Annotated in this window: 14 protein-coding genes, 1 tRNA gene and 1 pseudogene; 12 read left to right on the top strand and 4 right to left on the bottom strand. The window is 41.5% G+C overall.

Annotated elements, in window-relative coordinates:
* Positions 1-10: 10 nt before the first annotated feature.
* Positions 11-95: transfer RNA gene (locus RMZ42_RS00340), tRNA-Ser, on the bottom strand.
* A 105-nt stretch (positions 96-200) separates the two neighbouring features.
* Here RMZ42_RS00340 and RMZ42_RS00335 point away from each other — a divergent pair.
* The 8 genes and pseudogenes from RMZ42_RS00335 to RMZ42_RS00300 form a co-directional block, all read left to right on the top strand.
* Positions 201-569, top strand: coding sequence for a 2Fe-2S iron-sulfur cluster-binding protein (locus RMZ42_RS00335; RefSeq protein WP_194041586.1), 369 nt, complete (start codon positions 201-203; stop codon positions 567-569).
* Between the two features lie 105 nt (positions 570-674).
* The gene (locus RMZ42_RS00330) at positions 675-1220 is read left to right on the top strand and encodes a thermonuclease family protein (RefSeq protein ID WP_322669519.1); all 546 of its coding nucleotides are present in this window, start codon (positions 675-677) and stop codon (positions 1218-1220) included.
* 112 nt (positions 1221-1332) lie between these two features.
* On the top strand, positions 1333-2145 hold the full coding sequence (locus tag RMZ42_RS00325; RefSeq protein WP_322669518.1) for an inositol monophosphatase family protein: 813 nt from the start codon (positions 1333-1335) through the stop codon (positions 2143-2145).
* Between the two features lie 74 nt (positions 2146-2219).
* Positions 2220-3176 (top strand): J domain-containing protein, encoded by a 957-nt coding sequence (locus RMZ42_RS00320; protein WP_322669517.1) that lies wholly within the window; start codon positions 2220-2222, stop codon positions 3174-3176.
* On the top strand, positions 3176-4390 hold the full coding sequence (locus tag RMZ42_RS00315) for an ATP phosphoribosyltransferase regulatory subunit (protein ID WP_322669516.1): 1215 nt from the start codon (positions 3176-3178) through the stop codon (positions 4388-4390). The genes RMZ42_RS00320 and RMZ42_RS00315 overlap by 1 nt, the downstream gene beginning before the upstream one ends.
* A gap of 213 nt (positions 4391-4603) precedes the next feature.
* Positions 4604-4831: a ferredoxin family protein gene (locus RMZ42_RS00310; protein WP_322660386.1), complete on the top strand. Its 228-nt coding sequence runs from the start codon at positions 4604-4606 to the stop codon at positions 4829-4831.
* A 239-nt stretch (positions 4832-5070) separates the two neighbouring features.
* Complete coding sequence (locus tag RMZ42_RS00305; RefSeq protein WP_322669515.1) at positions 5071-5799, top strand: ABC transporter ATP-binding protein; 729 nt, start codon at positions 5071-5073, stop codon at positions 5797-5799.
* Positions 5800-6538: 739 nt separating this feature from the next.
* Positions 6539-6771, top strand: a pseudogene (locus tag RMZ42_RS00300) (IS4 family transposase); the annotation flags it as partial.
* Positions 6772-6837: 66 nt separating this feature from the next.
* Here the strand turns inward: RMZ42_RS00300 and RMZ42_RS00295 are convergent.
* Positions 6838-8370, bottom strand: coding sequence for a SagB/ThcOx family dehydrogenase (locus tag RMZ42_RS00295; RefSeq protein ID WP_322669852.1), 1533 nt, complete (start codon positions 8368-8370; stop codon positions 6838-6840).
* A 374-nt stretch (positions 8371-8744) separates the two neighbouring features.
* Here RMZ42_RS00295 and RMZ42_RS00290 point away from each other — a divergent pair, with 374 nt between their 5' ends.
* From RMZ42_RS00290 to RMZ42_RS00280, 3 genes are all read left to right on the top strand, one after another.
* Positions 8745-9581: an alpha/beta hydrolase gene (locus RMZ42_RS00290; protein WP_322669851.1), complete on the top strand. Its 837-nt coding sequence runs from the start codon at positions 8745-8747 to the stop codon at positions 9579-9581.
* A gap of 225 nt (positions 9582-9806) precedes the next feature.
* Entirely contained in the window at positions 9807-11525 is a 1719-nt protein-coding gene (locus RMZ42_RS00285) for a serine/threonine-protein kinase (RefSeq protein WP_322669514.1), read from the top strand.
* A 193-nt stretch (positions 11526-11718) separates the two neighbouring features.
* A complete protein-coding gene (locus RMZ42_RS00280; protein WP_322669513.1) occupies positions 11719-12039 on the top strand; it encodes a YkvA family protein in 321 nt (106 codons plus the stop codon).
* Positions 12040-12163: 124 nt separating this feature from the next.
* Here the strand turns inward: RMZ42_RS00280 and RMZ42_RS00275 are convergent, their stop codons facing one another.
* Positions 12164-12541 carry a GxxExxY protein gene (locus tag RMZ42_RS00275; RefSeq protein ID WP_194047259.1) on the bottom strand — a complete coding sequence of 126 codons (378 nt, stop codon included), beginning with the start codon at positions 12539-12541 and terminating at the stop codon, positions 12164-12166.
* 41 nt (positions 12542-12582) lie between these two features.
* Positions 12583-15789, bottom strand: a complete 3207-nt coding sequence (locus tag RMZ42_RS00270; protein ID WP_322669512.1) for a glycoside hydrolase family 15 protein — start codon at positions 15787-15789, stop codon at positions 12583-12585.
* Positions 15790-16764: 975 nt separating this feature from the next.
* On the opposite strand from RMZ42_RS00270, the gene RMZ42_RS00265 reads away from it, so the two are divergent.
* A complete protein-coding gene (locus tag RMZ42_RS00265; protein ID WP_322669511.1) occupies positions 16765-17886 on the top strand; it encodes a glycosyltransferase in 1122 nt (373 codons plus the stop codon).
* The last annotated feature ends 349 nt before the right edge of the window (positions 17887-18235 follow it).

Raw genomic sequence — 18235 nt, 5'->3', positions numbered from 1 at the left:
GCTTTGAAAACGGAGAGGGGGGGATTCGAACCCCCGTTAAGTTTCCCTAAACAGACTTTCCAGGTCTGCGCCTTAAACCACTCGGCCACCTCTCCAGGTGTCACAGGTTACGATCTTACTATAAAATCCCAGAAAATGCAAAGATAAGAAAGATATTTTAGATTGAATCTGATAGTCCTAATCCCAAAACGCAAATCCAGATGTCCCGTACATACACAATAAAAGTTCGCGATCGCGCCACTGGCAAAACACACACCCTACAAGTGCCAGAAGACCGCTACATCCTGCACACTGGCGAAAAACAAGGGGTAGAACTACCGTTTTCCTGTCGCAACGGGGCTTGCACTGCTTGTGCTGTGAGAGTGTTATCAGGAGAAATTTACCAACCAGAAGCGATCGGCTTGTCACCAGATTTACGTAAGCAAGGTTATGCCTTGTTGTGTGTGAGTTACCCCCGTTCTGACTTGGAAGTGGAGACGCAAGACGAAGATGAAGTCTACGAACTTCAGTTTGGACGCTATTTTGCTAAGGGGAGAGTTAAAGCGGGTTTACCCTTAGATGAGGAATAAACAATTGAATAAGGCCGGGGGCAGGGGGCAGGGGGCAGGGGGCAGGAGGCAGGAGGCAGGAGATTTTATTCAGTACGCGTAGCAGCGAACATAGAAGAATTTGTGATGGTTTTGAGTCTTGCTGATTGGTTACGAAAAATAGCTATTTTGGCTTGTTTATTGCTCTTGGTGAGTTGCCAAGGCAAGAACCAGCTGCCAAACAATGAAGCCCAAGTGAAAGTAGCGCGGGTAGTTAGTGGGCAAAGTTTGGAAGTTTTGGGCATGGCTGAACAACCAAATTTGATTTCCCAAGTGCGGTTAGTAGGAGTTGATGCACCAGATTTGCGACAGCGCCCTTGGGGGGAAGCAGCAAAAGAACAGTTAGAGAATCTAATTGGTGGTGTAGAAGAATCGGTAACGCTGGAGTTTGATTTAGAAGCAAAAGACAAAATCGGGCGAACTCTAGCTTATGTGTGGAAAAATAAGGTGTTATTGAATGAAGAATTAGTCAAACAAGGGAATGCAATGTTTGTAGGGCGATCGCCTAACCACAAATATGACCTGCGTTTAGAACGTGCCCAACAATGGGCTAGACTCATGGGGCAAGGAATCTGGAACCCAGAAAAACCCATGCGCCTCACTCCCGCCGAGTTTCGCCGCCAAAATCTTTGAGGACTGGGGACTGGGGACTGGGGATTGGGGACTAGGAACTAGGAACTAAAGGGAAATAAACCAATGCCCCATGCCCAATAATAAATGCCCAATGACAAATGACAAATGACAAATGACAAATTTACAAATTTTTCTAGATATTGCTACAGAAGCGGCCTTGGCTGCTGGTGCTATTTTGCAAGGTTACTTGGGTAAGTTAGAAGATGCAATTATTGAAAAAGGACGCCCTGGTGATTTAGTCACGGCTGCTGATAAAGCTTCAGAAGAGTTGATTTTAGAAATTTTGCGTGGCCACTTTCCCCAGCACTCGATCCTCGCTGAAGAATCAGGAAAATTAGGTAATCAACAGAATGAGTACCTCTGGGCAATAGATCCTCTTGATGGCACAACCAACTACGCTCATCAATACCCATTCTTCGCCGTTTCCATCGGGCTGTTAATTAATGGCGTTCCCCAAGTTGGTGTAATTTATGACCCATTTCACAATGAGCTATTCCGGGCTGCTGCTGGCTTAGGAGCAACGCGTAACCGTCAGCCGATCGAGGTTTCAGTAACATCTGAACTGAATAAAAGCCTACTAGTAACAGGATTTGCCTACGATCGCCGCGAAACCTCTGATAACAACTACGCAGAATTTACTCATCTTACCCATCTTACCCAAGGAGTTAGACGTAGCGGTTCGGCATCGCTAGATTTGGCGTATGTTGCCTGTGGACGTGTCGATGGTTACTGGGAACGGGGACTTTCTCCTTGGGATATTGCTGCTGGGATAATTTTGGTACAAGAAGCCGGAGGCAAAATCACCGCCTACGATGGCACTACTGTCAAAATTGAGTCTGGTAGAATTCTTGCTACAAATAGTTATATTCACGACTCCCTCAGTCACGAACTTTTACGGGTTCCACCACTGTCAGCTTGGGTGTAGCAGATGGGGGCTTTCTCTACGACTTTGGGTACACTAAAAGCAATCTAACTGCTCCTTTGGTGCAAAAACTCTATATGTCTTTCAAAATAGATCGTGGACTATTTAAATATGATTTCATAGATCATCACGCAGTGCTGTGCGTTCCAGTTGATGCCGATGTTAAAGAGATTCGCAAACGCTATCTCCAAGTCGCCCGCCGTTTGCATCCAGACAGTAGTCTTACTGAAACTGCTGCTCAAAAACATCTCGGTAACGAATTGTTATCAAAGCTGGTTAACCCGGCTTACGAAAAACTTGCTAGCGATCGCACTCGCACTGAATATATTCTAATTTTGTCGCAAATTGGCAAGCGTCTGGTACAAGAATCGACTTCGGTAACTCTAAATACTGACTTGGCTAAACAGTTAGTTGAGGCAGCTAATATCGATCATTTTTATAAAACTGCGATCGCAAAACTAGCCCAAACTCAATATGATTCTTTAGAACAAGCACTGCAAGTTATTGCCCAAGCTAGTGAGTTGAATTTAGTGTATTTAATGCGGAGTGCGGGTAAAGCATCCGCCGCGCCGCTACCTGCTCAACCCAAAGTCCAATCAAGTACACCTCAGCCAAATACACCAAAAAATACAGCACCAGCAGCAGCACCAGCGCCACCAAAAGAAGACTTGATTGTAGAACAGTATATTCGTCGCGCTCAATCTTTGATTGACAAAAACCAATTTGCCCCAGCCAAAGTAGAGTTGCAAGAGGCCCTGAAGCTAGAACCAAAAAATAGCCGCTGTCATAGCTTAATTGCAATGGTGTATTTGAAGCAAAATCAGCTAAAAATGGCCAAAATCCACTTTGACAACGCTCTAAAATTAGATCCCAGTGACGAAACGGCTCTGCAATGGAAACCTAAAATAGATAAGGCTTTAGGACAACAACCTAGCGATCAGAAGGTGACTTCATCCCCCAATAATGGAGATAAGCAACCAGATAAATCTGGTAGTGGTTTGTTCGGTGGTTTGTTTGGTGGGAAGAAAAAATAATGGTGTATCAACCAGCAGCGGGAGCCAGGGATTTATTGCCCTTGGATGTAGAGAAAAAACGCTGGATTGAAGATCGGTTACAACAGGTGTTTCATCGTTGGGGATATCACAGGATTATCACCTCGACTTTAGAGCGGATGGATACCCTGATGGCGGGGGAAGCAATCCAGCGTCAGATGGTGATTCAACTACAACAAAATGGCGAAGATGATGAATTGGGGCTACGCCCAGAATTAACAGCATCTATTGCTCGTACTGTTGTCACTCGGATGGCTGGTGTGACTTATCCCCAACGGTTGTATTACAACGCCAATGTGTTTCGTCGCACTTGGGAAAGTAGGCATAATCGCCAGCAAGAGTTTTATCAAGCTGGGGTGGAGTTGTTAGGTACTGGTGGATTGCTGGCGAATGCGGAAGTCCTGCTGTTAGTCGCAGATTGTTTAGCAGCACTGGGTTTGCAGGGATGGCATTTAATTTTGGGTGAAGCGGGAATTACCCGATCGCTCCTGAGTGCCTTTCCTGCTAATTTACAGGATCGAGTTCGCAGTGCGATCGCTCATCTTGACCGCATTACCATAGATAATTTACCTCTAAGTGACAAACTGCGCGATCGCGCCCAAATCATCATGGATTTGCGTGGATCAAGTGCAGACGTGTTGCAAAAAGTTAGTAGTCTGGATTTAGATGAAGAACAGCGAGAGGCAGTGAATAACCTCAAATCCCTAGTAGAATTACTAGAATCAGAGAAAAAATTTCCCTTAATCCTCGACCTCAGCCTGATCCAAACCATAGATTACTATACTGGTATCGTCTTTGAAGTTGTCAACGATACTGAATCCCAAACCAGAGTTTTAGGGCGTGGTGGTCGCTATGACCAGCTTTTGGGGCTATATCATCCTCAAGGAGAAAACATTCCCGGAATTGGTTTTGGACTAAGTATCGAAGATTTATACCAAGTTCTGTTGTCTACCCAGCAATTACCACAAGAAACTCCAGCAACTGACTGGTTGGTAGCACCAGAGACAGCTAGTGCTAACGCTGCCGCCTTTGTCTACGCACAAAAACTCCGAGATTCTACTGATTTGGTGCGAGTAGAAATTGACTTAGGAGGAAGAGATGCAGAGGAAATTCGCCAATATGCAAGCGATCGCCGCATTGCCCAAATTGCCTGGATCAAAGCTGATGGTTCACCAAAAATAGAACCATTGCATTAAGTGAGTGGGGGATTGGGCATGGGGCATTAGGAGTGCTGAGTGCTGAGTGCTGAGTTAGGAGTTAGGAGTTAGGAGTTAAAGAGTTAAGAGTTAGGAGTTTTGTTTATCTCCTTGTCCCCTTGTCTCCTTGTCTCCCCTGCCCCCCTGCCCCCCTGCTCCCCCCTCCCCTGCTAGGCTAGAAATAGCCGATACAGAAAAGAGGGAATCGAGAACATGCCGCATACAATTGTTACAGAAGTCTGTGAAGGCGTAGCTGACTGCGTAGATGCTTGTCCAGTAGCTTGTATTCATGATGGCCCAGGCAAAAACACCAAGGGAACTGATTGGTACTGGATTGACTTTGCCACTTGCATCGACTGTGGCATCTGTCTCCAAGTTTGCCCTGTAGAAGGGGCGATTCTTCCAGAAGAACGACCAGAGTTGCAAAAAACCCCACAATAGTCCATAGTCAACAGTCAATAGTGATGTATGACTTGACCGTGCCAATTTTAGATTTTAGATTTTAGATTTTAGATTTTAGATTACTCCGGTTCATGCCCCGTCCGAAGTCAAGCGGAACAAATCCAAAATCCAAAATTTAAAATCATTTTGCCCCGTACCCTACTTCGACTACGCTCAGTACAAGTTGTGGTCGGGGTCAATCCAAAATCCAAAATTTAAAATCCAAAATCGATTGACCAATGACTAATGACTATTTATTAGAAGTTCAAAATGTTCGCGCCGGATACATCAAAGATGTAGATATCCTGCAAGGTGTGAATTTTCAGGTTGCACCAGGAGAATTGGTGACAGTGATTGGCCCCAACGGTGCAGGTAAATCTACTTTGGCAAAAGCAATTTTTGGGCTTTTGATCCCCCACACAGGCACAATTACTTTCAAAGGTGAAAATATCGTGGGGCTAAAGTCCAATCAAATTGTCCAACGAGGAATGTGCTACGTACCGCAAATCGCCAATGTTTTCCCTTCTCTAAGTGTTGAAGAGAATTTGGAGATGGGTGCTTTTGTGCTTAACACTCCCCTGAAACCAATTAAAGATAAAATATTTACTATGTTTCCGAGATTAAGCGATCGCCGTCGTCAACGTGCTGGTACTCTCTCTGGAGGAGAACGCCAGATGCTAGCGATGGGCAAAGCTTTGATGTTGGAACCTGGTTTGCTGATTTTAGATGAGCCATCTGCTGCTTTGTCGCCGATTTTGGTGACACAAGTGTTCGAGCAGATTAAACAAATTAATCAGGCAGGTACTGCGATCGTATTAGTTGAACAAAATGCCCGTAAAGCTTTAGAGATGGCTAATCGTGGATATGTATTAGAATCGGGACGTGATGCGATCTCCGGCCCTGGTGAAGAATTGTTGAATGACCCGAAAGTGGGTGAGCTATATCTGGGAGCAGGTAAGAGACATTAACCCTTTTTTATCACTCTTGCCCCATTCAACATAACACCAGCTTAATATCGGAGCTTCACCAGTCTATAGCGATGACTAGGTTGGGCTGCGCCGACGCTATCTATAACTAATACAAAAGCCATAACATTACCTGCCACTGCCGCGACCGTCGTTTTCGATGCTCAAAGAATTCTCCCTAATAATCCGTTTCTGATCACATCTACAGCTAGTCGAGAGGCAAAACAGGACATTCATTCAGGAAAAACTGACTAAAATCTAAATTACCCGGATTTACCAAAATCCCATTCGCAATGACGCTCTCTACGAGACGCTAAAAGCGTAGCTTGCAACTCTTACAGAGTACGCAGACTCGCTAACGCAATTCTGAATTATGTCATGGATGGGTATTTAGACCTCAACCATAATAGGACTTACGCACTATACAAATCAACCAAAACGTGTATTACGGTATTTAGTCTTTTCAGAGGCTTCAGATAACCCTGATTTATTCCGACATTTGCGATCGCTGGATGCCAAAACATGCCTAAAATACCCAAATTGTGTTTAGTACTTATGTACGATGCGTAAGTCCTACATAAATTAACGTGAGTTCGATGAACCTCTCCCCAACCCCTCTCCGAGGCGGAGAGGGGCAGAAATATTTTTAGTTGACAACGAAAAAATTAGGGTTTCAAAGCCTCTCTCCCTGTGGGGGAGAGGAATGGAAGTGGGGTTTTTAGAGCCGTCGAACTCACATTAAATTAAATGTATAGGTATCCAAAAATATATCGGTGGAATTAAAGAATCTGGACGGACTATTCGCCGTCATAGCAGTTTTTATATTGGATTATATGGATGGATATAAAAGATTCCTACGAATTAGTTGCCGAATTATTTATACTAAGTACTAAAAATCACCAGTACTACCAACAAGGACAAAGGGCGATGAGGCTTCTTTTATCTTGCATCCTAGCCAAAGTTGTAGCCCCATAAGCTTGCACAGAGACGTAAAGGACAGAAAATAAACTTTCTAGATTCTCAGCGTCTCTGGGATTATTGTTATCTTGGGCGTCCCAATGTAGTGATATATAGAACAGCTTCATCAGCAGGAATACCTAAAACTTCATTTACTTGGTCGTCAAAGAATCCACCGATACCACTGACGCCGACATTCAGGTGCATTGCTGCTAAATTCAGGCGTTGTCCCAAATGACCGGCATCCATGTGTAAGTAACGGTAAACGCGATCGCCATATTGTGCGATCGCAGCTTTCAAATCGGCTGTGTGAAATAATACCGCTGCCGCATCCCGTCCTAATTCTTGTCCCAAACAGAGAAAATGTAATTCTCGCCGAAAGTTTTTAAACCGGATTTGGCGTAATTCTTGGGCTTTGGGCGCGTAATAGTAACAACCCGCCTCCAGTCCTTTGACTCCGCAAACAGCAATGAATGTTTCGATTAAATTTAGATCGAAGTAGTCTGGAGAAATATCTAAACTTTGGTCGATGTAATTTTGCGGTTGGTAAGTGAAATCGAGTAAACTTTTCAATTCATCGAAGCTTAAATCATCACCATTGTAAGCGCGGGTAGAGCGTCGCTTATACATAGTGGTTTCCAGTTCTGATAGTTTTTGTCCCCAGTTTATAGGTGCGGTGGTGGTGGGAATTTTTAAACAGAAAGGAAAATTGTATTTATCCTCTAAAGATTTTTCTTGTTTAATAGTTGGTAGATTAAGATTACCAGTTACACCTGATTGGATCTGGGTATGTTGATGGAAATATGTTAGTAGTTCGCCATCAGGGATTTGAGGATAACTGGTTTCAGTAGCCGAAGGTAAAGCAGTACATCCCAATGGTAAATTTTGATTAACATCTAACAAGTCTGCCAGAGGTAAGACAGCGATCGCACCTTCTTGTTGCGGATCGATATAAAGCAGATCGTTAACCGATTCATCGACAAAGCCACCGATTAAATGGGGGCGATAATCAGTAACCGCACCAGCTAACTCGATATTACCCAACAGATGTCCCGTATCCAGAAAAATCCGACGGTAAGCCCGATCCTCATAGCGCCACGCAGAACGATAGAATACCGCGGTCACAATAATTGCCAATTGGGTATTTTCTAAAGAAGGATGCCAGAAACAAGCTGCTTGCAAAGTTTGCCAAACATCACTTTCCCAATAATGCATGAGAGAATGAGTTCGACACTGGTAGTTATATAGACCAGGCGGTAATAACGATGTACCACGCGAAACCACATACACCTCGGCAGGGTATAGTCCGCCTGCACTCGGAGCAGCGCGTAGATACACTGCACTACCCATAGAAGGCATTCTTGCTGTCAATCCATAACTACGAAACAATAGCCGTGAAAGTCTTTGCCACCACTGAGTATCTGGGTTATTAGCAAATGCCTCTGTTTTTTCTTGGATATAGGGTTTGAGATCAAAAGTAGAGCCAATTTTGTACTCTTTAAAGGGTACTGGCTGTTTAGTCCAGTCTAATCGCTGGTTTTTAGAGGCGAGAGTATCAGGGTTGTATTTAGTTCGTTCGTGATAATGCTGGGCAATTGATTGGTGTAATTCTGGCATAGTACTTTTAATATCCTTGGGGCATCCTTTTATTGATCTTGGCATTCATTAGCCTCATTATTTCGTGTCAATTGGTACAATCCTCAGAGTCATAAAGTGGTAAATGATAACAATTGAATTGGGCATGGGGCATTGGGCATTGGGCATTGGGCATTGGGCATGGGGCATGGGGCATGGGGAAGAGACAAGGTAGACAAGAAAAAAGGAAAAGACTTGTTCAATAATTCCCCCTTGTCCCCTTGTCCCCTTGTCCCCTTGTCTCCCCTGCTCCCCTGCTCCCCTGCTCCTCGGTCACTGAGCGTAGCCGAAGTGCTGCTCCCCATCTTTCGCAGTACCATATAAACGCAAAACTATCTAAGCCTGGATGTGCAATGATGGCTGTACGTCAAACTTTATCAAAGCCTGATATCCAACTTTCTTATTTAGAATGGAATCAAGGTCAAGAACCTTTACTGCTGTTACATGGCTTAGGCGATCATGCTCTAGTGTGGTCTAGTTTAGGAGATTACTTGGCGGCGGATTACCACATAGTTGCGCCAGATATGCGCGGACATGGCCAAAGTAGTAAACCAGAGATAGATTATAGCTTTGAGAGTGCGATCGCAGACCTTGAAGCACTCATGGATAGTCTTGGATGGACTTTTGCCCATATTGTAAGTCACTCGTGGACAGGTAAATTAGCCGTCATCTGGGCAAGACAAAACCCAAAGCGTGTACGGAGTATAATTCTCGTCGATCCGATTTTTATCTGGAAAATGCCCAGTCTTTTCAGGGTAACTTTCCCAATGTTATATCGCTTTTTGCCTTTTCTTAAAAGTATGGGGCCTTTTCCCAGCCACGAAGAAGCCGAACAACAAGCACGGCAATTAAAGCAATATCAAGGATGGAGTTCCTTACAACAGCAAGTCTTCCAAGCAGGAATAGAACAAAAACCCGATGGGAGTTGGGGCAGCAAATTTACCATAGCCGCCCGCGACGGAATTTTTGAGGCAGTCATGCAAGTGCCTGGTTTTACAATTCCCCTTAACATTCCTGCTTTATTCGTCCAGCCACAACAAGGACTGAACCGCCAAAATTGGCAAATTCAACCTTACAAAACTTATCTTCAAAACTTACGTATCTGCCAAGTTCCCGGCAATCATTGGCCGTTTTTGACACAACCAGAAGCATTTAACCAAACTGTGGCAGCTTTCTTGGCTGAACACAAATAAAAAATCTCATGATTATTAGACGGGATTAGTCATACAGCAACAGAAGAATTAATAGGAGCGATGTTTAGGAGGATTGGGCATGGGGAATTGGGCATTGGGCATAAGAGGCAGAGGTGCAAAGGGGCGAAAAAACTTACTGCAATTTCTCCCCTGCTCCCCACTCCCCTGCCCCCCTGCCCCCCTGCTCCCCTGCTCCCCTGCTCCTCCACTCCCCACTCTCCTGTCATGAGCCTTTGTATCAATCCCGTTTGCCCTAAACCAAATCACCCGAATAATCAGCAAAACCGTTTTTGTCAAAGTTGTGGTTCCCATCTAGAATTGCTAGGGCGTTATCGGGTGACGTGCTTGTTAAATGACAAAACAGGTTTTAGTAAAGTTTATGAGGCATACGAGCAAGGTACCCCCAAAATTCTCAAAATACTCAAAGAAGATTTATCAGACAACGCCCAAGCAGTAGAATTATTTCAGCAAGAAGTAACGGTGTTGGGACAATTCAAGCATCCCGGAATTCCCAAAGAAGATAGTTACTTTCAGTATCAAACCCGAAATGGTTTAGTGTTGCATTGCATTGCAATGGAAAAAATCGATGGCTACAACTTAGAACAGTGGCTACAGCAAAATAGCCCCATATCTCAAGAACAAGCCACAGACTGGTTAAGACAGTTGATAGAAATTTTAGATGTAGTACATAGCAAACAGTACCTACATCGAGATATTAAGCCATCTAACATTATGATTAGATCCCCCCTTGAGGAGGGTTGGGGGAATCTAGTACTGATTGATTTTGGTACCGCCAATGAAATTAATAAAACCTACCAAGACCAACTAAGCAATGGCGACAAGATGACAGCACTTATGTCATCTGGCTACAGCGCCCCAGAACAAATGAATGGTCAAGCAGTACCGCAGTCAGATTTCTTTGCTTTGGGACGCACTTTTGTATTTTTGCTGACAGGATATCATCCTTTGGAGATGTATGATGTCCAGCAAAATTTGTTGCACTGGCAAAATCATGCGACCCATATTTCACCCTTACTATTGAATTTAATTGATTGGCTAACAGCATCAGATATAGAAAAACGTCCTGCCAGTACTCAAGAAATTTTGCATTCCTTAAAAGAAATAGAAACTCAATTAACAGACACGACTCCGACAAATAATAATATTTTAGAATCTTCTAAACTTGAGCATTTAACTGTAGATATTAATAGCAATTCATTACCTCAAAATCAGCAGTCGCAAAAAGTGCCGCTATTGACATTTTTTGCAGTTTTATTAGTAATATTAGGATTACTCAGTATAGTAACTTTAGCCACACGCAAATCAGATTTACCTGACACATCCTATTACAGACAATATCCAGAAAAAAAAGGTAATATCGATTACTTTTCTTATCAAGAAGGGAAGGATAGTCAGGGAAGGATAGCGGAATTTAATATAGCGGTTTTATCACTAAAATATAAATGGCTTTTAGGTAGCAACTTTCAACTTAAATCCAATGATGAAATTATTAGCGTTGACCTTTTAAAGTTGAATTTAGAACAAGAAGGTATAGAGAATATAATGGAAGCTCCCAATGAAATTATCTCTGTCGGCACGGCTTCTTGTAAAGGTGATAGATTAATTCAACAACGTGTGGCTTTAGAACGTTCTAAACAAATACAACTTTTGGTTCAAAAATTATTTATTAATACACCAAGTGTCAAAATTTATCGCTTATTGAATTTGGGTCAATTTCAACGAAGTGATTGTCAGGCAAATCGGGATTTAACGACATATCAAACAAGTGTGATAATTATTGGTGTTAAAAGAGAATCATCAGGTGTCATTCTTGACGAGGCTCTACGGAATAGGTTAGAAAAGAAGCCTTTTGCTGATTTTAAATTAGAAGATTATTCCTTGGGATCTGCACAGAAGTTTAAGACTATACCGAGCAATTTATAAAATCTTTAATAAAGTAAAATCAGTATATAGGCATATCTCTTATGGCTAGAGCAGCAGATATCAGCATCAAATACTGTATTTGTCTTTGTTGACAGATTACTAGTAGCATCTTCCCAACTAACTAGGACGGTTATTCGCACCGTGAATTTTTAGAATAATTTGTCAAAATAAATGATAACTGGAGGTTCAAAATATGAAATTTTCGATCCAATCACTTTATACCTGGTATCGCAGCGTACTTCGTAACCCCAAATATCGTTGGTGGGTAATTTTAGGAACGTTGGTTTATTTGGTCAGCCCATTTGATGTTCTCCCAGATTTTATACCAGTTGCGGGACAGATTGATGATGTTTTCCTCTTGACTCTGCTAGTTGGTGAGGTGTCTGGGCTAGTAATTGAAGGCTGGAAAGCTCGTAAGGGTGAGGTGGGTACTGAAGTACCTAATACTCCAGAGGGTTCTACCTCTAGCTCTAGTGGAAGCACCATTGATGTTGATGCTGTTTCTGTTAAGTAGTTTTAACAACAAAATAAAGTTGAATAAACCCCTGCTTTCTCTGCTTTTGGCGTCTTAGGTAGGGGATATTTTTTTAACGCAAAGGAACGCGAAGGGAAGCGCAGAGGAACGCAAAGAGGGGGAGTTAGAGGTTGTTAGCTACGCGTTTAATACCTTCTTTGAGGTGGAGGACGTTAAAGTTGAGGAGAAGACCTAGTTTGCAGTTTGCTAGTTTGAGATAGGTTAGGAGTTGAACGGAGTGAATTGGGTGGAAGGATTCTACAGATTTAATCTCTACAATTACTTGGTTTTCGACAATCAAATCTAATCGATAAACACATTCCAATTGCACATCTTGATAAACTAAGGGCAATGGAATTTGCTTACCAACATTCAATCCGGCTTTCTTCAACTCATAATCCAAGCACTCTTCATAAGCTGACTCCAATAAACCAGGCCCCAAAGCAGTATGCACCCTCATCGCACACCCAATAATCACCCCACTCAACTCATTCTCTCTCATCCTCTGCGTACCTCTGCGCTTCCCTCCGCGTCCCTTTGCGTTTAAAAATCTTTCACAAATTCCGTTAAGAACCTGAATGCCTTCAAAATATAACCAGCGCAATCTCTAGGAGAAGTATTGTAAAACGATCGCCACGCACTCGCCTTATCCTCATCATAGCGATCACTACGTTGACTATGATTCTCTAACCACGCCAATCGCACTGCATGACCGATTAATACATCCAACACAATATATTCTTCAATTTGCAGCTTGGGATTATTAGCCGCGATCGCTCCTAATTCAATTAATGCTTCAATATTAACTTGGCGATATTCTGGGGCTTCGATTTTATTCAGCAAATGCTCAACCAAGAGAGCAAAATTTCTTTCCCCCGCTGTCATTTCCGACAACATTATCTCACTATCTAAACGATTGCGCCGCTCTAGTTTATCGCCAATTACTAGACCCTTGCAATGTTGCATTAATAGCCAAACTTGTTTAAAAAATTCTTTTGGTACGCGTCCCGTCGCACCCTCGGCTTGGCGAAACCGCCGCCAACCACCTGGCGGAACTTCTATCCCTTCGGCGATTCCTGGTAATACCACCCAAGCAATATCACTTTCTTTTTGTTTGACGTGCAGCGATTCTTGCTGGCGCAACAGGTTACTCATACCAGTATATCCAGTTAATACCTGACGCAAGCGCATTTTCACTTCAAAGGGTGAAAGTTGCATTAAGCGATCGTAAGCTTCATCTTGAGTGACATGCAATTCCCGCGCTAGTTCGCTGGTGATTAATAAGATCAGATAGCCGACTCTCAGCGTTAGTAGTCCCTGAAATAGTTCGGGTTCTGAGCGAATTAAAATGCCAACATAGATTAAAATCTCTTGAGTAAGGACGCGATCGCGGATATCCTCACGACAAAAATGATTAATTTTATCGGCAATTTCATCGTGAGACATGGGTACGCTAATCAAGGACGCTTCACTGTAAGCTTTACCCACAGCAATTTGCTTACCCCGCACCAAAATACTCGTGACTGCATCTGATAGGCTGATATCAACCATTTGGCGCAACCCCGCAGCCCGACGCACCACTGCCCAAATGCCTAAATCTCCAGCTTTGGTGTAAACTTCATCTAGTAAATCGCCTACGGTGACAGGATATCCTGGGCCGCCATACCCTGTATCAAATTTCATTCCCTGCAAGCGAGTTAATGTTTGCAATAACTCGATTTGCTCGTAAATATTCTCTGATGAACGCAAGTAAGAAAGCAATAACCCCAAGTTAGTTTCGTACTCCATTTGAAATTCTTGGGTATGTCCTAAGCGCCAGTTTTTCTCAGGATGATAAGCTAAATAATAGCAACGTGGGCTAGCATTTTTCACTGGCGATCGCGCGAATTCTGCATTTGGTAGAAAATCAATTCTTTGGATTCCGGCTGTTAACATTAGCTGATTTAGCCGCCCTAATTTCACCTGCACGCCGTTACAAACACCATCTTTAAGTTCTTGCATCAGTTCTAGTAATGCTTCAGAACCACTTTCTAACATGGTGTGCGTCAACATTAAAGTTAAGGTAGGACGACCTAAATCGCTCCAATATTTTTGAATGTAAGCTAGTTCGCCTCTAATTTGATCCAGTAAAAAATGGTAATCAAGAGTTAAGTAAAACTGCTGGGAGTCTGAAAATGAAGGCAAAAATACAATTGTTTCACCGCTAATCCGAAAGATTCTCGATGTTGTCAAACTCCGCAACCGTCGCACTGGCCGCCCAGTTAAACCAAGTTTATCGTTACGTCCAATTTGGGTATAAATAGCTGAAAATTCTCCAGCTTTTCTCACTTGAATCGGTTCTACTTGAGTAGGCGTTTGCGCTTCAATTCCGTGAACTTCTAGTTTTGTTTGTAAATCTTCATCTTCTGCTAACAAGGCAATTTGTACCAATGCATCGCGCTGTTTTCCTACACACAAATGTCTTCCCAAAGGGTCGATATCACCAACTGCGATTAAACCTTCACTCAACATTTGACTGAGGAAGTATAAACTCTGCGCCCATACTAAGGGAATATTTTCATTGGGCAAACGTGGTTGCGTTTGAGGTGCTAATTTTTCTACCTCTATGTTTTCTGCGGAAATATAATAAAGTTCTGGCAGTAAACGCAAACCATTTTGTTCTATAAGTAATGATTCTAAAAGATTTTGGTATTTTTTAACTTGTTCTCGATCGCCGCGAAATAATCCATCTAGAACTAAATAAGTGAAAAATAACGGCCATTCGCATTCAATATGCTCAAATTGCTTGAGTTCCCACGGTTCGTAGTGTAAACGTTGATTATCTTCTAAAACCGTTTGGTGTCCATCACGCAGAAAGCGTTTGCAGCCGTATTTACCTGCGAGTTTATTGATAATATCGTTTAAGGTGCGATCGCGTAACTCCAAATCTTCCACTGCAAAGGCAGGATAACTAATAACACTCAACAGCGCCGCATCAATTTCTTTAGAACCAGATTCTCTCGGTAATAAGGATTCTAGGGTAATTCGGGCGCGGGCAATTTCATCTGGTAGCACATGAATTACCGATGCTTGACTACCACGCACACCAAACAAATCCAGTCCGTTGATAGCTTCTAAAGCAGCTTTTGCCATGCCTACAGAACTGGCATTTAATTCAGCATTACCCCGATTAATTTTATTACCGCGTTCCCAAATACCGTAATCTGGCGTGCGGTAAGCTCGTCCAATGTAGTAAACTAAATTTTGGACAAAATTAACTTCATCAATTGTATAAATTATTGGCAATCCCGCAGCCGTCATTTGCCCTAACATCAACAAAAATATAGATGTGGCATCAAGTTGCAAATGTCCCCATTCGTTATCCCCAACAACAATGTCACCAGTCGCGGTATTATATTTGGCGTGCAGTCCATCTAGTAGCGACTGAGTATGTTTAAATGTCTCTACTTTATGAGCCTGTCGCATCATCGCAAATAACAACCCACGCATCAGTTTGATGACACTGTGTTCTAGTTCATAAGTGCGTCCTTTGTCGTCGTCAATCTTGCGGTATGCAAGTCCTAAACCCCAAACTGCCAAAATGCTGTAAACGTTGTCTCGCACCCAGGCATCTGTATAATCGCCGTGGGCTGTAATCGCTGTGCTTGCAGGTAGTAAACCAGTAATCGGATTTTGCCGAGTCAGGATAATAGTCTTGATTTGCTGGTAATAATAGTCCAGACGAGTTAGCAATTCGGTAGATGTTTTCATGGTTGGGTTTGAAATACTTGCAAAATTTCACCCCTTAAAGGAATGGGTTTCTTGCACTTGGGCTATGGAGAATGGGACATTGAGATGGGATTATGTACCGTAGAGCATAGGGAAACGTAAATCTTCTTTAGAAATCTCGATCTCTGCGTGGGTGAAAAAATCCCTCCAAATAAGTCTTAGAAAGAGGAACTCTCAAGAGTTATTCAGTGCTGGGATGAGATTAAAAAATCAAGAGTGCCTAACTCCGAAGGATGAGCTTATGGTAGTCTAAACTAAATCACTACTTTGAGGTTATGCTTATGCCGATCTAAACTAAATCATTTTTGAACAAAAATCTTTATTAAATAAATATAATTTTAATGTAAATCTGTTTTAATATTGATGTGTTTGTGTTAAATATTCATTCAGCAAATAATTGCAGTCAACACAGGGAGGCTATCCTCAACCCAATCAAGTTTGATAAAAATAGGGTTTATGCACTTTACAAATAAATCATTTTGTGCATTTACATCAAGACTTCAGTTTTTTACAAAGTATATTTTATTAGTTGCGTAGACTAGCAAAAACCCAGACATCGCAAAAATCTACCTAGAAGCCTTGAAAAGCATAGTTGCTATTTTGCCTTTCCTGTCAATGCTTAAGTCATAAAAAATTAATCAGTTTGTTGACATAAATAAATATCCTAGTTTGCTTTATTAGACCCTAAGATATTTACTAAATAATAGTTTCAGAAAAACTTATTATTTCACTGACTAACATAAATAATTGAAGCCCTGATTTAGACTAGTATAGCTTTAAAAAACTAACAATTGTTATTGCTGTTTTGAATAAATCAGGTAATTACTATTTTATCCAAAATAGCAGCAGATAAAATCAAGGGCGTAAATATATAAAGAACTTAAAAGCTTTTTACCCAACATTTTGTTCATTTTTTGGAAAAAGAAATATTAATCTTAAATAAATAGGAGTAACACAATGAAAACAGTTGGAATGTATCGTCGAGCTTATCCAAGAGTATCAGAAACTTTTATCGGAGAACAAGCCCATAATTTACAAACATACAAACCGTTATTTCTGACTTGTAAACTATTGGCAGAAATTCCTTTTGACAGTATTGCTATTAGTAATAACGATCAATGGAAGATTAAACAATTATTTCATATAATTTCTGCTTCACCAAATATGTTTGGAAAAGAAGCTGAACTAAAAAATCTAAAATTAATTCACGGACATTTTGGGCCAGATGGTATTTATGCAATGCGATTGGCAGAGAAATTAAATATTCCTTTCCTCGTTACATTTTACGGTTTTGATATCACAGTTTCACGTCAATCTATGTGGCTGTCAGGTAATCCAGCATTTTATCAATTTCTTTTGCATGAAGAAGAATTAAAACAAAAAGCATCTAAATTTATCGCTTTTTCTAGTTTTTTGTATAAAAAGATGATTGAATATGGTTATCCTGAAGATAAAATTATTAAACTAAATAGTGGTATAGATTTAGAGAAATTTGCCCCAGCCAGTGAATCAAAAGATGAAAGATATATTTTATGTGTAGGCAGACATACTGAAAAAAAAGGAATTGATACCCTATTAAAAGCCTTTGCCCGGATTGCCAATAAACATCCAGATGTGTCAGTTATCCAAATTGGAAATGGCACAATGACTGAAAACTTTAAAAGTCTAGCAAATGAGCTTGGTATTAGTAATAGAGTCAACTTTATGGGGGCAAAACCTTATGAAGTGATTCAAAAAACTATGAGAAATGCAGAAATATTTTCTCTACCCAGTCAAACAGCAAAAAACGGTGATAGCGAAGGTTTACCGCTTTCAATATTGGAAGCCGCCGCTTCTGGTTTACCAATAGCTTCTACCTGGCATAGCGCTATCCCTGATGCTATTTTAGATGGAGAAACTGGCTTTTTAGTTGATGAAAAAGACGATCGCTCTCTCGCGGAAAAATTAGATATTCTTTTATCAGATCGGGCTTTAGCTAAAAGTATGGGTAAAAAAGGACGAGAGTTTATTTGCGAAAATTTTGATATTCGCAAGCAAACTGCCAAGCTAGAAGCTATTTATGATTTAGTAATTAGTTAACGACACTCAAGTAAGAGTATCTCAATTTAGATCGCTGAACCTCAAGCATTTGTTAATGAGCAGAAGTTTTCTAATGACTTATTTAGAGACAACTCCCCTTTTTTTAGCCATCCGTATACTTATTTATTCGCGATCGCCAGTTTCCACAGATTAGATCGGTGGAAAAGCTTACTCTGATTAGAGAATAATTCCTCAAAAATCAGGGTAGCAAGCTCAAAAATGCACATAAAGTTACTAAAAAAGCTACTAAAGATATAAAATTTTCTCTGTATCTACCGGAGAGCGCTGTTCCGGGTTAGGATGATGACTAGCAATGCTTTAATTTAGCTATCAATATTGATTTGTTGAA

Source organism: Nostoc sp. DedQUE05 (genome assembly GCF_034530955.1).
GTDB lineage: Bacteria > Cyanobacteriota > Cyanobacteriia > Cyanobacteriales > Nostocaceae > Nostoc.
This window is presented reverse-complemented; position numbering and strand designations above follow the sequence as displayed.